The sequence below is a fragment of the Blochmannia endosymbiont of Polyrhachis (Hedomyrma) turneri genome, from assembly GCF_000973505.1.
Lineage (GTDB): Bacteria > Pseudomonadota > Gammaproteobacteria > Enterobacterales > Enterobacteriaceae > Blochmanniella.
Genome location: NZ_CP010048.1, coordinates 164,822 through 181,774, shown reverse-complemented (window position 1 = coordinate 181,774; position 16,953 = coordinate 164,822). Strand labels below are relative to the sequence as shown.

The following is a 16,953-nucleotide window of genomic DNA, read 5'->3' as shown; positions in this document are numbered from 1 at the left end:
ATTTCGTTATAATACAAAAAACACAACCAAACACACACAAAACACAATACACAAACATTCATATTAAAAAACATATATATAACTTATACTAACAAACACATTATATTTTAAAAAATAACCACGAACAAACATCTATCTATTATGTAATAATAATATCTCAAAATAAAAAATACCTAATTCATATAGTCAATATAAATTATATCCATGACACAATCTGAATGTTTTCCCGGATTGACATGGACATAAATCATTTTTTTTTACCTTATATAAAATATTATTTTTTACTTGATCATTATTAATGTGACCTATTTTTAAATCCGTGAAAATATTAGAATAATACCAAGAAAAATCCTTATTTACACTACAATTCAGCCTATCCGCATAAAGAACATGTAATTTACTAATTGAAATAACCACTTCATATTTCAAATCTTCCAACATCTTTGAAAACATTAAAAAAGATTCCCTTTTATATTCTTGCTTAGGATCCTTTTGAGCATAACCTCGTAAATGAATACCTTGACGCAAATACTCCATAGCTGACAAATGTTCCTTCCATAATAAATCGAAAGTTTGCAATATAATCGATTTTTCAAACGAACGCATCACTTCAACCCCAAAAAGAGACTCCTGATAAAGAAAATGATCAATAATTTTCAACAAAACACGTTCATGTAACACTACACCATTATTATATAAACTCGGTTCATCATGTAACCATTGCGTTATTAAAACATCTACCGAAAAATCATCATGTAAACATTTTTCTAATCCACAAATATCCCATGATCTCTTAGGTAAAGAAATAGGAATATAAATATCACACACCTTCTTTACAACATCACCACGCATACTTTTAATCACATCACTAACATCTAACATATCTACTAATATATTACGCTGTGTATATACAACTCGCCGTTGATCATTTGCAACGTCATCATATTCCAATAATTCCTTGCGAATATCAAAATTCCTGTTTTCCACCCTTCTTTGCGCATTGGCAATAGTTTTAGTAACCCAAGGATGTTCAATAGCATCACCTGATTGCATACCTAATTTACGCATCATACTAACAACACGTTCAGATGCAAAAATACGCATTAACGAATCTTCCATCGACAAATAAAAACGAGATGAACCAACATCTCCTTGTCGACCAGACCTTCCCCGTAATTGATTATCAATTCGACGAGATTCATGCCTTTCAGTTCCAATAATATGTAAACCACCAGCAGATAACACTGCATCATTTCGCTTTTTCCAAGATGATTTAATACTCGTAATCTGATTATCACTGATATTATTTCCCAACGCAGCTATTTCTGCACGCCAATTACCACCTAATACAATATCTGTACCCCTCCCTGCCATATTTGTTGCAATAGTCACTGCACCAGGTCGACCAGCCTGAGCAATAATATCAGCTTCTACAGCATGAAATTTTGCATTTAAAACCTTATGAGGAATATGTTCACGTTTTAAAAAACAAGAAATAACTTCTGATTTTTCAATAGAAATAGTTCCTACTAAAACTGGTTGATTACGTCGCACACAAGATTTAATGTCATTAATTATAGAAACAATTTTTTCGCATTCCGTCATATACACTAAATCTGGAAAATCTTTACGAATCATGGGACAATTAGTAGGTATTACAATCGTATCTAATTTATAAATAGCACGAAACTCAAATGACTCAGTAGCTGCAGTACCAGTCATACCTGACAATTTTTCATATAATCGAAAATAATTTTGAAATGTGATTGAAGCTAATGTATGATTTTCACTTTGAACTGATAAATTTTCTTTAGCTTCTATCGCTTGGTGTAAACCATCTGACCAACGTCGACCTGGCAGAACTCTACCAGTATGCTCATCCACAATGAGCACTTCACCATCTTTAACAATATAATCTACTTCACGAGTAAATAATACATGAGCACGTAAAGCAGCATTCATATGATGCATTAAAATAATATTTGCTGGTGAATATAAAGATTCACCTTCATTCATTATTCCAGCTTGCATCATTAATTTTTCAATTAATATTAACCCACGCTCAGTTAAAATAACCTGTTTGAATTTTTCATCAACAACAAAGTGACCTTTTCCTTGAAAAGAATCTGAATCCTCTCGATCCTGACGAACTAAACTAGGAATTAACATATTAATTTTTTTATACAAATCAGAACTATCTTCGGCAGGACCAGAAATAATTAATGGAGTCCTAGCTTCATCAATTAAAATCGAATCTACTTCATCCAACAATGCATAATGCAATACACGTTGTACACGTTCCTGCGAATCAAATATCATGTTATCTCGTAAATAATCAAAACCATATTCATTATTCGTACCATACGTAATATCTGCCTGATACGCAAGACGTTTATCTGATATAGACATTCCTGGCAAATTGAGCCCTACCGTTAAACCCAAAAACTCAAATAAAGGACGATTATCATTCGCATCACGTTCTGCCAAATAATTATTGACCGTAACTATATGTACTCCTTTTCCAGTCAAAGCATTTAAATAAGCAGGTAAAGTAGCTGTTAGTGTTTTTCCTTCTCCAGTACGCATTTCAGCTACACATCGATTATTTAAAACTATACCTCCTAATAACTGAACATCAAAATGACGCATATTGAAAATACGCTTACTAGCTTCACGCACTACAGCAAATGCTTGCGGTAGTATATACTCAAGAGTCTGACCTTGTCGAATGCAAGAACGAAATTCGTCAGTTTTAGCGGAAAGTTGCTTATCAGTTAATCGCTCCATATCTGATTCCATACGATTAATGATCTCCACAATTTTACTTACACGACGCAATATTCGATTGTTATAACTACCAAAAAATTTAGAAAAAAATCTTAATAACATTATTTTACATTGTTGTATAAATAATATAAATTGACGTTAACTATAACACACATACTAAAAAATATTATGCTGTTATTTTACATAATTATTTACCATAAATATTCATAATTAACAAAAATCCACAAACAAAAACAAATAATAAAACACACACAATAAAATCAACAACATAAACACTATCAGTATCCAATTTTATAACATAAATAATATTTAAATACCATACGATATTTCAAATAATGATTTATAAACATAAACAAGACATATACATAATTTATTATATAAAACAGTAATAATTATTCATTTCTAAAAAATAACTAAACTACACTCACAACAAAATAATACCTAAAAAAACATAAAAATATAATGAAAAATCACTAATGCATAATTATAAATATTAATTTAGTAATATATTGAAATCATTTTAAAAAAAATATATTTTTGCATACACAAAAGAATATTAATATTCCATTTTTAAATAACACCATGAGGAAAACCAAAAACATAAGGAAGATCTGATTCATTATTAAAAGTCACAAATTCCCATGACTCTTGAGATGCTAATAACGTTTTCAACAATTTATTATTTAACGCATGACCAGATTTAAAACCAACAAAAGAACCAATTAAATTATAACCACAAATAAATAAATCACCTATCGCATCCAACATCTTATGTCGAACAAATTCATTTTTAAAACGCAAACCATCCTTATTCAAAATTTGATGATCATCAACCACAATAGCACAATCTAAACTACCCCCAAGAACTAAATCAGAAGATTGTAATTGTTTTACATCTTTAATAAAACCAAAAGTGCGCGCAGGACTAATTTTATATATAAAAGATTCTACAGAAAAATCAAAAAAATAATGTTGCAAATTAGGATCAATAGCAGGATGATTAAAATCAATAGTAAAATCTAATGTAAAACCATCATATGGCACTAATTTCGCCCATTTATCTCCATCCTCTACCCGTATCATTCGTTTAACACGAATAAATTTCTTTGCACTATTAAGCTCTGTAATACCCGCATCTAACAATAAACTGACAAAAGGAACAGCACTGCCATCCATAATGGGAATTTCGGGAGCATTAATCTCCACTACAATATTATCAATACCTAATCCAGCTTGCGCTGCACTTAAATGTTCAACAGTAGAAACACGAACACCATATTCATTAACCAAACAAGTACATAATTTAGTATCTCCTACTAACATACTACTAACCTGAAACATTGTAGGAGGATTCAAATCAACACGACGATAAATAATTCCAGTATTTTCTAACGCAGGATGCAAAGTTAATGTAACTTTCCGACCAGTGTGCAATCCAATGCCATTTATTTTGACAGTACGCTTTACTGTCCGTTGTCTCACAATCACTATTTCCTATTATGTCATGTATTTTTATTATCGAAGCATAGATCCATAAATTTACCATATTTATCATACAATAACATAAGAAAGCACATAAATTAATTAAACATCATAACACGAAACAAAATAACTCATACAACCATCACATTATATTAATCTATCTGTCTACGTAAAAAAGTTGGAATATCTAAATAATCTGATTCATTCTCTTTATTCTTGTTAACTGATAAACTTTTTTGACTTAAAACATCAGATGAATAACTGTGACCTGAAAGAGACGTAGCAGCATATTCTTTAACAGGAGTTCGATAATGGTTTTTATCCACAGCTCTCTGTCCATGTTCTTTATCTTGATTATTGCCTGCTACCAACATTATTTCTGAAGGCTTATCAATACCAATACCAGTTGCTACAATAGTAACACGTAATTCATTATTAATATCTGGATTTAACGAAGTACCCATAACAACAATCGCATTATCAGAAGACACAGAGCGTATAGTATTACCTATAATTTCAAATTCATCCAAACGTAAATCAAAACCAGAAGTAATATTAATAAGCACACCCCGAGCACCAGATAAATCAATATCTTCTAACAAAGGACTCGATATAGCTAGCTCTGCGGCTTCCTCAGCACGATTATCACCGGATGCCACCCCAGTACCCATCATAGCATATCCCATTTCAGACATCACCGTACGCACATCAGCAAAATCAACATTCATTAATCCAGGATGTGTAATTAATTCAGAAATACCCTGCACAGCTCCCTTTAAGACATCATTAGCAACACGAAAAGCATCCAATAAAGAAATACCTTTCCCTAATACTTTTAATAATTTATCATTTGGAATGATAATTAAAGAGTCAACATATTTCGATAATTCAGAAATACCCTGCTCAGCAAAAGCCATACGTCGTTTGCCCTCAAAACTAAATGGTTTAGTAACTACTGCTACAGTTAAAATACTTAAATCTTTAGCAATAGACGCAACTACTGGTGCTGCACCAGTCCCAGTGCCACCACCCATACCAGCAGCAATAAATAACATATCCGCTCCTTCTATCGCGCCTCGTAATACATCACGATCTTCTTCTGCAGAATTGCGACCTACATCTGGATTAGCACCAGCACCTAATCCTTTAGTAATAGTACTACCAATTTGAATAATCTGCTTTACATCCATCTTTCGCAATGCCTGAGCGTCAGTATTAATGGCTAAAAAATCAACACCTTCAATATTCTCGTGCACCATATGCTCAATAGCATTGCATCCACCACCACCAACTCCAAGTACTTTAATTATTGCTTCAGTAGTCAATTCTATCGGTTCAAACATATTTTTTCTCCATAACTTATCATTACCTCATTATCCATGTTATCACTTACCTATTAAAAATTAACGCCGATTTCACCTAAAATACTTACAACTTAATGTTCAACAAATCTCCTTTTTGAACCAATGATTTATTTTTTTCAACAATGTACTAAATAAAGTATTTTTCCCAATCCCTGTTGCAGTATTTATTTGCAATTCTTTTCCGTAATGCAACAAACCTACAGTAGTAGAATAATCAGGCTTCTGAACACACTCTGTCAAATCAGTGATACACATTGGACTACCAATACGAATATGAAAACCAGAAAAAACTCTTTCTGCACAACTTACTAAACCATTTATCTTAGAACCCCCACCTGTTAATACAATACCACCCGAAAGGTCAAACTTTATACCACGAAAACGTAATTGATTACGCAATTTAATTATCTCATTATTAACTAAAGTTAATAATTCATAATATCTTGGTTCAATTATTGTTGCTAATGTTTGCCGCTGCAAAATACGAGAAGAACGGCCATTAATACTTGTCAATTCAACATTTTCATCTTTATTAACTAAAGACTCCAAAGCACACCCATAACGTACCTTAATACTTTCTGCATCACTTGTAGATGTTCCAAAAGCATAAGCAATATCACTAGTTACTATATTACCAGCATAAGGAATAACTTTGGTATATCGCAATGCACCACCAATATAAATTACTATATCCATAGTACCACTACCAATATCCACCACACACACTCCCAATTCACGATCATCATGAGTTAATACTGCATAAGATGAAGCGAGACCAGAAAATATTAGTCGATCCACGTTTATACCACACCGTTCAACAGATTTAATAATATTTTTAGCCATATCATTGTGACATGTAATTAAATGCACCTTGGCTTGCATTCTTACGCCAGATAAACCTAACGGATTTTTAATACCCTCTTGAGCATCAATCGCGTATTCTTGGGGGATAACATGAAGAATTCTATGTTCATCACGTATTTTAACAGATTTAGCTGTATGTACTACATTTTCAATATCCTCTAATGTAACCTCCTCCCCTAAAAGGGGAACCATACCTATTTCATTTTGACAATTAATATTTCTACCAGATACAGCTAAATATATCGATGAAACCTGACAGTTACCCATTAATTCAGCTTGATTGACAACACATTGCACACAACTTATAACAGACTCTAAATCATTAATCCATCCTTTATCTATCCCTCGCGATAACACATTGCCAACACCAATAACATTCACCGTATTATCAGATAAAATTTCACCAATTAATGCAGAAACTTTAGATGTTCCTATTTCTAAACCAACAACTAACTTTTTTTCCAGTAATTTAACCATACTAGCATGACCTTACATAATAAAATTATATCAATTAATTCTTTCTCAATTATTTATTCGGTATGGTCTTTACAGAAAAACCTGATTCATAACGCAAATCAATATAATGAACAAATTCGTTGTTTTTATACATATTTTTCTTAAGAAAAATAGGATAAAACTTGACAAAACGTTGCAATCGTTCAATACAATATTTTCGACCTAATATTAATCTAGTACCGTTTTCTAATATTATGTGCCACGAATAACGATTATCTATACCGGCTGATTGCAGTGTATATAAATTAAATTTTAAAATCTCAAGAAAAACATAATAATTAATCAGTACATCTCTTTCAGTACCTACTGGACCAAACAACATAGGAAATGACTGCCGATTCATTCGACTTTCAGGAATAGTAAAAATTACCGCATCTCTAGTAAGCATCATATGTGAAGAATTCCAATACGCCACTGGCACATATTCAATAATATAAACCTTTAACTTATTCGGCCATTGCTTCCGAACACTTACTTGCTTAACCCAAGGCAAACTTTTAATTTCTCTTTGAACAAGATTTATATTATAAGTTATAAAAGTTCCCATCGGAGCAACACGCAAAACGGCATTTCGAATCTCATCATCAGTAGTATAACGTCGATTCCCACTAATCACCAACTTAAATACCAGCACGGAACTACTAGTATGGTGCATCCAAAATATCAACCGACAAACAACAAACACTATCATACTAAAGAATATTAAAAAATATATCCATCTTAAAAATATATTTCTGATTACATTAAAATATCTCACAATACATTTCTTGATATCATGTCATTAATACAATCAATACATATTAATAATACATAAATCATTAAATATTGTAATATTTTTCATCTATATTCACTAAAAAAATCACTACAATCAAGACATATCGCTCAACCGATCATAATTAAACAATCTTTGTGCTATATTTCCAATTGTTCCAGCCCCCTGCATCACAAGAAAATCTTTATCTTTTAAAATCGATGATAACGCATAAAACAATACCTCCTCAGACACCAAAAATGGATCTATTTTACCATATTTATGAATTGTTGCACATAAAGAAATACTATCATAACCAGGAATGAACATCTCACCAGCGGAATAAACATCCAAAATTAATAAAACATCCACCGTAGATAACACCTGCACAAAATCATCATATAAATCTCGTATCCGGGTAAAACGATGGGGTTGAAATACCATCACTACACGTTTGTTAGGCCAACCAGAACGAATTGTTTCAATAGTAGCATACAACTCAATTGGATGATGACCATAATCATCTACTAATATCACCTCACCAGATTGTTTATTAAAATATTTAAGATCGTACATACCTAAAATATCAAACCGCCTATTAACACCCTGAAATTGTAACACAGCCCGTAATATACTATTATCATCAATGCCAGATTCCACTGCTAAAGCTATAGCCGCTGCAGTATTAAGTGCATTATGACGACCAGGAATCTTTGTAACTATATCTAAAGTGACCATATTTTTTCTACATAAAATGAAATTATTTTTATTCATATTCTGAGAATAATTACTAATATACAAATCAGCATCCTTACTAAAACCATATGTAATAACTTTTCTATTAATATAAGGCAACAATGTTCGAACAACAGGATCATCAAGACACAAAATAGCCTTACCATTACATGGTAAATTATGCAAAAAATTAAGAAATGCCATCTTTAAATTTTCTAATTCTCCTTGATAAGTATCCATATGATCAGGCTCAATATTAGTAATCACTGCAAAAGTTGGATATAAATTCAAAAATGAAGCATCGCTTTCATCTGCTTCTACAATCAAATTACGAACATCACCAAAATGGGCAGATGTGCCTAATGATTTTATTATTCCTCCATTTACAAAAGTAGGCACATAGCCCAATTCACAATAAATACTAACTATCATCGCAGTAGTAGTACTTTTACCATGTGTGCCAGCAACAGCAACACTACAAGAAACAGATCGCATTAAAGCCGATAAAATCACAGATCGATGTACTATTGAAATTCTAGCTCGCTTAGCAGCAAGAACCTCCGGATTATCTACAGGAATAGCACTAGATATCACTACAAGATTCGCACCAGAAATATTTTTAGACTTATGATCAAAAAAAATTTTTACACCAAGTGTAATAAGCTGCATAATCATTTCATTTGAAACTAAATCAGAACCACTAATCTTATAACCTGCACTCACTAAAATTTTAGCAATACCACACATACCAGAACCACCAATACCAATAAAATGTATTTTACGAATACATGGAACAATTTCAGATAAATCAATTTCTAACCTTTTAGAACTTTTCATATTTATATTCACAATTTTATAACTATAATTCAATATAAATAAATATATGCCATCACCATTTAATATATCATCTAATAAGTAATGATCTGATTCTATACGCAATTTGCTCAGTAGAATCAGGAATACTTAAAATTTTAGCACGTTTCGCCATTTTTAACAGCAAAGAACGATCACTCCAAGTGTGTAATATGTAAGAAACATGGTTAACTGTAAATTCTTGCTCACTAATAATTTTCGCTGCACCTATTTGTTGCAAAGGCAAAGCATTCAAATATTGATGACAATCTCTATGTGCAAACGGTACAAATATAGCTGGTACACCAACAGAAGAAATTTCACTTACCGTTAATGCACCAGAACGACAAATTACTATATCAGCCCACTCATAAGCAAAAGCGATATCATCAATAAATTCTATAATTTTATACACATCTTGTTTTACTAAATCACTATAAAAATGATACACTTCTTGTATGTTTCCTTTACCAACCTGATGCCAAATAATAAATTGATTAATAACAACTGAAAGAATCCTTGGCATCATGTGATTAAATATCTGAGCACCTTGACTGCCACCTATTATTAATAAACGAACAGGACCCACTCTATTACACAAACGATCTTCAGGATCTTTAATATCTAATATAACATCACGAATTGGATTACCAACTGTTTCAGCATATGAAAAAGCATTAGGAAACGCCTGTAAAACTTTTTTAGCTACTGTCATAGCTAAAAAACGATTGGCCAATCCAGCAACAGAATTTTGCTCATGTACAATCACAGGACAACCGCAAAACCAAGCAGCAACCCCAACTGGCGCAGAAACATATCCACCTACACCTAATATAATATCTGGTTTCCAAAAACGAATAATACTTCTTGCTTTCAAAACTGAAAAACAAAAAAACAATAACGATATTAATTGTTTATACCAACTCTTTCCACAAAAACCAATCGCATGAATAAAATTAATCTGAATACCATTTTTAGGAACAATATCAGCCTCTAAATGACCAATAGAACCCAACCAATATACCTTCCATCCATATTCCTTAATTAAATAATGAGCCACCGCCAATCCTGGAAATATATGACCACCAGTACCACCCCCGGTTATTAACAAACGTTTTGAATTTTTCGTCATTCAACAAATCCTTTAATAAAAGCCTGATCATCAATAACACGAAGCTCAAAATCTATTCTCAACAAAAATACAATAGATAAAAAAGCAACTAAAAAACTAGAACCACCATAACTAATCAATGGTAATGTAGATCCCTTGGTAGGTAACATCCCAGTAACAGTCCCTATATTAATTAATACTTGAAATGAAAAACAAAAATTAATAGCAGAAGATAAATAAGCAAAAAACAATTGACGCATTTTAAATGCTTTATACGATATTAACATACCTCTAAAAATAACTAGAATCATCATGAACAATATTAACAATACACCCAAAAATCCAAGCTCTTCAGCAATAATCGAAAATATAAAATCACTATAAGCTTCTGGTAAATATTCAAATTTTTGAATAGAATTACCCAATCCTTGTCCAAAAAATTCACCACGACCAAATGCAACTAATGATTGGATTAACTGATATCCACCCCCAAATGGATCAAGCCATGGATTCCAAAAAGAAATTATACGATATATACGATACGGTTGCTCAAAAATTAATAAAACAACTAATAGTATGATAAAACTAACTAAAAATAAAAACTTCCACCATAAAATACCAGAAATAAATAAAACAGATAATATAGTAAGAATGAAAATAATTACTGCACCAAAATCAGGTTGCATTAATAATAATAAAAAAAAAATAAAAATTATAATTACTGGTTCACAAATATCTAAAATATTTATAAACACACCTTTCATTTTATCTAAATAATTAGCAAAATAACAAAAAAATGTTAATTTCAATAATTCCGATGGCTGTATATGAAAATATCCATATATTATCCAACGTGAAGCCCCATTAATTGAATAACCAAATATTGGTATTAATAATAGTATTATTAAAGTAATTAACAATAAAAAAAAACTAAAACGTTGCCAAATATAAATAGGAAAATATAAAACACATACAGATAACAAACCTGATAAAAAATAATACAATATTTCACGTTTTAAAAAATACAACGAATCATTGAAATATTTTATTCCAACAAACATAGACGACGAAGTCACCATAATTAAACCAATACAAGATAAACATAATATTAGCCACAGTAACAATCGATCGTATAATAATACAATTGGAGATGAATTTAAACGAAATGTCAATAAATATTTCAACTTTTTAATCAATAAATTTATCAACAAACTACTACCCAATTTTCTTAACTAATTGAGAAAATATATGACCACGCATCTTAAAACTTTCAAACTGATCTAAACTAGAACAAGCAGGAGATAATAATACAACATCATTTTTCTTTACTCGAGTGCTAATAATACATATTGATTGCTCCATACTTTCAGTTATGATCGTATCATCATATGACCTTAACTCTCCTAAAGATACTGCATCTTTACCAAAACAATACATTGATATTCTATCATTTTTCATCCAATATCCTAAAGGGAAAAAATCAACACGCTTACCGTCACCTCCTAATAATATATGCAATGTTCCCTTGTTAAATATTGATACACTTCTTATCGCTGCAATAGTGCTACTAATATTAGTCGCCTTAGAATCATTAATCCAACGTATTCCATTTTTTTCATGTACTAATTCTAAACAATGCGATAAACCAGAAAAATTACGCAAAACTAACAAAGAACACTTACGAGGAATCATCATGATATCCGCTAAAGCCAAAGCGGCTAACGCATTCATATAATTATGACGACCCGATATTTTCATTTCAGAACAATATAACAATAATGTATTATGTTTCATTAAACAATATCTGTCAGACTGCCAACCTATATGATAATCACCAAATTCATCACCAAAACTAACACAGTAACAACGATGATGATCTCTAGATGATACAGGAAAAGTTAATGGATCAGAAGCATTGACCAAACATACTTTTGCATTATTATATATCTTTAACTTCGTAGTATGATATTGTAATAAATCAGACGAATATCGGTTCATATGATCATGTGAAATATTTAAAATTGTCGATGCAACAGAACATAGACTGGTGGTGGTTTCTAATTGAAAACTAGATATTTCCAAAATATATAATTGATAACATTTATTCAATAACATCAACACAGGAACACCAATATTCCCACCAACACCTACTATCAAACCAGCACAAATGGCCATATTTGACAATAACCTAACCACTGTACTTTTACCACTAGAACCAGTAATAGCAATTATAGGTGTATCAGTTTCACGCACAAACAACTCTATATCACCAATAATCTCTATTCCTGCATTTAAAGCTCGTACCAAAATTGGATCCGATAATGACACTCCAGGACTTACAACAATCAATGTCGCATCTAATAACCACTCTTCATTTAATCTTCCTAAACAACATTTAATATCTTTCGGTAACTGATGTAAACATCGAGGAAAATATTGAGTATCCATGACTTTAGGAACCACACCTCGATCTAAAAAAAACTTGACACACGATAAACCAGTCAGACCTAATCCTACAATAACAATTCGAGCTTTTCGATAATTAACCATAAATTAACATACCTTCAATACTATTAAACCAATTAAAACTAAAACACAATTAACAATCCAAAACCTAACCACAATACGAGGTTCTGGAGATCCTTGTAGTTCAAAATGATGATGAATGGGAGCCATTTGAAATATACGATAACCATAAAATTTAAAAAAACATACCTGAATAATAACTGAAAAAGTTTCTAACACAAACACACCACCCATAATACATAACACAATTTCCTGATGCAATAATACAGCAATCACTCCAATCGCTCCACCAAGAGATAAAGAACCAACATCCCCCATAAAAATTCGTGCAGGATATGCATTAAACCATAAAAAACCAAGTCCTGCCCCAATAATAGAACTACAAACTACTACCAACTCTCTAACAAAAACACAATACTGAACAGAAAAATAATTAGCAAAATATATATTACTAGACACCAATGCTATTATACCTAAACCAATAGCAATGCATACTATAGGAAAAATAACCAAACCATCTAAACCATCTGATAAATTAACAGCATTACTAGTACCAACAACCACTAAATAACCAAAAATAATATACCATACTCCTAATTCGATAATAACATTACTAAAAAAAGGTACCGTTAATCGTGTACTAATCATATTTTTCTCTAACATAAAAACTATACTCATTAATAATAATGCAATTATTGATAACAAACAATATTTCGATAACGCACTTAATCCACAACTATTTTTTTTTAAGATTTTGTAATAATCATCTAAAAAACCAACACAACCATAAAACACCAATATACATATCACATACCAAATATAATGATTACATAAATTACTCCACAATAATATTGACAAAATAATAGAAAATAAAATCATAACACCACCCATCGTGGGTGTGCCCTGTTTTAAGCTATGAGACGATGGACCATTAGTACGTATCACTTGATTTATTTTTAATTTTTTCAATAAAGTAATTAAATATGGACCAATCCATAACGATATTAACCAAGCACTTAACAAACTAAAAAATGAACGAAACGTTACATGCGAAAACACACCACTATTATTAGAGTAAAATTTAAAACAATATTCAACTAATTCAAGCACCATATAATATCTCCCGTAATACCATTACTAACTGATCCATCAACATACTACGCGATCCTTTAATTAATACTGTAACTCTATCATGCATCTTAAATACCTGAACAATACGAGAAATCAACATATTATAACTATAAAAATGTTCACCCCGACCGCTATAATAACTAATAAAACAACTCATACATCCAATACTAAACACTTGATGAATATTCGTTACTGCAATAAACTTACCAATATCACGATGACATTGAACCTCATGTAACCCCCCTAATTCTAACATATCACCCACTACAATAACACGATAACCTGCCATTCTATTTAACACATCAATAGATGCAATCATAGAACCAACATTAGCATTATAACTATCATCCAATAACAATTTTCCTATACCCAAAACAATAGGAAACAACCTGCCAGGCAAAGGACGCACTTTTTCTAACCCTAACACTATCTCTTGCAATGTTGCTCCTGCAAAAAATGCTAACACACTAGCAGCTAAAGCATTGGACACACTATGCTTTCCTAACACTAACAAAGTAACCACAGCACTACCAAGTGGTGTATGCAAAATAAAACTAATACTGTTCCAAGAATAAACAATACTACTAGCAAAAAAATCTACTTTATCTCGCCGTTGAAGTGAGAAATATACAACTTTCCGATATAACAATAAATGCTTCCATAACAAACAAGCATTATTATCAGCATTTAAAACACATACTCCCGAATTTGGCAAACTAGAAAAAATTTCACCTTTAGCTATCGCAACACCAACCAAAGAACCAAAACCTGATAAATGAGAGGAAAAAATATTATTTACTAATACAATATCTGGAAACACCAAACTACTACTCCAGGCAATTTCCCCAAAACTACTCGAACCTAATTCAATTACTGCAAAATCATCTTCATTGGTTAAACATAATAATGTTAAAGATACCCCAATATCATTATTAAAATTTTCTTGAGTTACTACAATTTTTCCACGCTGAGACAAAATAGAAGCTGTCATTTCCTTCACTGAAGTTTTACCACTGGAGCCAGTTATTGCTATGATTTTACACGAAACCTGCCGACGAACCCAAGCAGCTAGTTGAGAAAAAGCACGTCGAGTATCCTCAACTATTAATTGAGGAACCTCCAATTTTGAATAACGATGTACTAACACAGCATAAGCGCCATTAAAAACCGCCTGTGAAATAAAATGATGGCCATCAAAACGATGACCTTCTAACGCCACAAATAAACATCGCTGAGTAATTTTTCTAGAATCAATAGTTACTGTTTCAATGATTCTATCTTGCCCAATCCATTCAGCACCTATTATTGATGCAATTTCCGACAATGCAAAAGAAATCACGTTACTATACTCAATAAATTTTTTATAATAACTTGATCAGAATATATTATTTTACTATTCCCAATAATTTGATAATTTTCATGTCCTTTACCAGCTACTAATACCCAATCTTTTGATGTGGCCTGAAAAACAGCCGCCCTCAATGCTTCTTCACGCTGCTGAATAATCTGTATGCGTCCTGAGTTTATGTCTACAAACCCAGATTTAATATCACTTATAATTTTTTTAGATTCTTCGGTACGAGGATTATCATCAGTAATAATTACACAATCAGAATATCTTTCTGCAATATTTCCCATTATAGGCCTTTTTGTTGCATCTCGACCTCCACCACAACCAAACACACACCATATTTTACCAAAACAATGAGCTCTGATTTCCAATAATACATTTCTCAAAGCCTCCGGATTATGCGCATAATCTACTACTACTGTGGGGTAACCTGCTGATCTAAATACTTCCATGCGACCACAAATAGATTTTAAGTACGGTGCTGTATCTAATAAAATAGATAAGGGATAATTTAATGTCAACAATGTAGCTAAAGCTAATAACAAATTACTAACATTATACGCTCCTATTAACTGACTATGAATCACACCATACCCCCAAACAGAATCGAAAACAACATCAAATCCACCAGAAACATTATTAACTGAAATAATATGCAGCCACTTACCAGACCAATTTCTCGGTAACTTTCTACGCCATGTCACTGCAGTGCCTTGATTTAATTTCAACAACCATCTAAACCCAATAATATCATCAGCGTTAATAATATATTCTTTCACATCTAATTCACTAAATAAAATCCACTTTGCCGCTTCATAAGATTTTATGTCACCGTGATAATCTAAATGATCGTGACTTAAATTAGTAAATACTGCGGCTCGAAAATATAAATCACGAACCCTATTTTGCACCAAACCATGTGACGATACTTCCATAGAAACAAAAGTAACACCTTTCTGAAGAAAATACGCCAACATTTTTTGAATCTCAACAGGAGAGGAAGTTGTATTTACAGAATAAGACAAACCATTAACCATTCCGTTACCAATAGTACCCATGACAGCACTTTTTTCAGATAATAAATTTACCCATTGAAATAACAAATGAGCAACAGTAGTTTTACCATTGGTGCCCGTAATACCTACTAAATTTAATGATAATGAAGGATAATTATAAAATTTTCCAGATATTAACGATAAATAATATTTAATATTATTCAAATTAATAATTGGTATGTTATCAATATAATATATATAACCATGATCGAATTTACCATCAGACTCAGATATAACTGCATGCGCCCCATTCCTAATAGCATCCATGATATAATTCCGTCCATCAAATTGATAACCATAAAGCGCTATAAATAAATCGCCAGGAAATATATGACGACTATCTAACTTTATAGCTTTAATAAAAACCACCGGGCCATGAACTTTACATAAAGATAATAATGTTTGTAAATTATTACAAATATGCATAA

At 31.6% G+C, this 16,953-nt stretch carries 11 protein-coding genes and 1 pseudogene; all 12 read right to left on the bottom strand.

The annotated features are described in order from the left end of the window. Positions 1-186: 186 nt before the first annotated feature. Positions 187-2,889 (bottom strand): preprotein translocase subunit SecA, encoded by a 2,703-nt coding sequence (secA, locus tag BTURN675_RS00695; RefSeq protein ID WP_046288678.1) that lies wholly within the window; start codon positions 2,887-2,889, stop codon positions 187-189. Between the two features lie 468 nt (positions 2,890-3,357). Further along, positions 3,358-4,272, bottom strand: coding sequence for a UDP-3-O-acyl-N-acetylglucosamine deacetylase (gene lpxC, locus BTURN675_RS00690; protein ID WP_046289081.1), 915 nt, complete (start codon positions 4,270-4,272; stop codon positions 3,358-3,360). A 362-nt stretch (positions 4,273-4,634) separates the two neighbouring features. After that, positions 4,635-5,612 (bottom strand): annotated as a pseudogene (gene ftsZ / locus BTURN675_RS00685) (cell division protein FtsZ); the annotation flags it as partial. 99 nt (positions 5,613-5,711) lie between these two features. Then, a complete protein-coding gene (gene ftsA, locus BTURN675_RS00680) occupies positions 5,712-6,974 on the bottom strand; it encodes a cell division protein FtsA (RefSeq protein ID WP_046288676.1) in 1,263 nt (420 codons plus the stop codon). A gap of 49 nt (positions 6,975-7,023) precedes the next feature. Beyond that, positions 7,024-7,704, bottom strand: a complete 681-nt coding sequence (locus BTURN675_RS00675) for a cell division protein FtsQ/DivIB (protein WP_082086674.1) — start codon at positions 7,702-7,704, stop codon at positions 7,024-7,026. 177 nt (positions 7,705-7,881) lie between these two features. After that, positions 7,882-9,336, bottom strand: coding sequence for a UDP-N-acetylmuramate--L-alanine ligase (gene murC / locus BTURN675_RS00670; protein WP_046289080.1), 1,455 nt, complete (start codon positions 9,334-9,336; stop codon positions 7,882-7,884). 67 nt (positions 9,337-9,403) lie between these two features. After that, positions 9,404-10,483, bottom strand: coding sequence for an undecaprenyldiphospho-muramoylpentapeptide beta-N-acetylglucosaminyltransferase (gene murG, locus BTURN675_RS00665; RefSeq protein WP_046288674.1), 1,080 nt, complete (start codon positions 10,481-10,483; stop codon positions 9,404-9,406). Beyond that, a complete protein-coding gene (ftsW, locus tag BTURN675_RS00660; protein ID WP_052722568.1) occupies positions 10,480-11,673 on the bottom strand; it encodes a putative lipid II flippase FtsW in 1,194 nt (397 codons plus the stop codon). The genes murG and ftsW overlap by 4 nt, the downstream gene beginning before the upstream one ends. A gap of 4 nt (positions 11,674-11,677) precedes the next feature. Then, on the bottom strand, positions 11,678-13,012 hold the full coding sequence (murD, locus tag BTURN675_RS00655) for a UDP-N-acetylmuramoyl-L-alanine--D-glutamate ligase (protein WP_046288672.1): 1,335 nt from the start codon (positions 13,010-13,012) through the stop codon (positions 11,678-11,680). A gap of 3 nt (positions 13,013-13,015) precedes the next feature. After that, positions 13,016-14,101 carry a phospho-N-acetylmuramoyl-pentapeptide-transferase gene (gene mraY, locus BTURN675_RS00650; RefSeq protein WP_046288671.1) on the bottom strand — a complete coding sequence of 362 codons (1,086 nt, stop codon included), beginning with the start codon at positions 14,099-14,101 and terminating at the stop codon, positions 13,016-13,018. Next, positions 14,091-15,458 (bottom strand): UDP-N-acetylmuramoyl-tripeptide--D-alanyl-D-alanine ligase, encoded by a 1,368-nt coding sequence (gene murF / locus BTURN675_RS00645; RefSeq protein WP_046288670.1) that lies wholly within the window; start codon positions 15,456-15,458, stop codon positions 14,091-14,093. Before murF ends, mraY begins: the two co-directional genes overlap by 11 nt. After that, positions 15,455-16,951 (bottom strand): UDP-N-acetylmuramoyl-L-alanyl-D-glutamate--2,6-diaminopimelate ligase, encoded by a 1,497-nt coding sequence (gene murE, locus BTURN675_RS00640; RefSeq protein ID WP_046288669.1) that lies wholly within the window; start codon positions 16,949-16,951, stop codon positions 15,455-15,457. The genes murF and murE overlap by 4 nt, the downstream gene beginning before the upstream one ends. Positions 16,952-16,953: the final 2 nt, after the last annotated feature.

Coding starts and splice junctions, on each gene's coding strand:
- secA (WP_046288678.1), bottom strand. CDS start 2,889: ATGTTATTAAGATTTTTTTCTAAATTTTTTGGTAGTTATAACAATCGA.
- ftsA (WP_046288676.1), bottom strand. CDS start 6,974: ATGGTTAAATTACTGGAAAAAAAGTTAGTTGTTGGTTTAGAAATAGGA.
- BTURN675_RS00675 (WP_082086674.1), bottom strand. CDS start 7,704: ATGATAGTGTTTGTTGTTTGTCGGTTGATATTTTGGATGCACCATACT.
- murC (WP_046289080.1), bottom strand. CDS start 9,336: ATGAAAAGTTCTAAAAGGTTAGAAATTGATTTATCTGAAATTGTTCCA.
- murG (WP_046288674.1), bottom strand. CDS start 10,483: ATGACGAAAAATTCAAAACGTTTGTTAATAACCGGGGGTGGTACTGGT.
- murD (WP_046288672.1), bottom strand. CDS start 13,012: ATGGTTAATTATCGAAAAGCTCGAATTGTTATTGTAGGATTAGGTCTG.
- mraY (WP_046288671.1), bottom strand. CDS start 14,101: ATGGTGCTTGAATTAGTTGAATATTGTTTTAAATTTTACTCTAATAAT.
- murE (WP_046288669.1), bottom strand. CDS start 16,951: ATGCATATTTGTAATAATTTACAAACATTATTATCTTTATGTAAAGTT.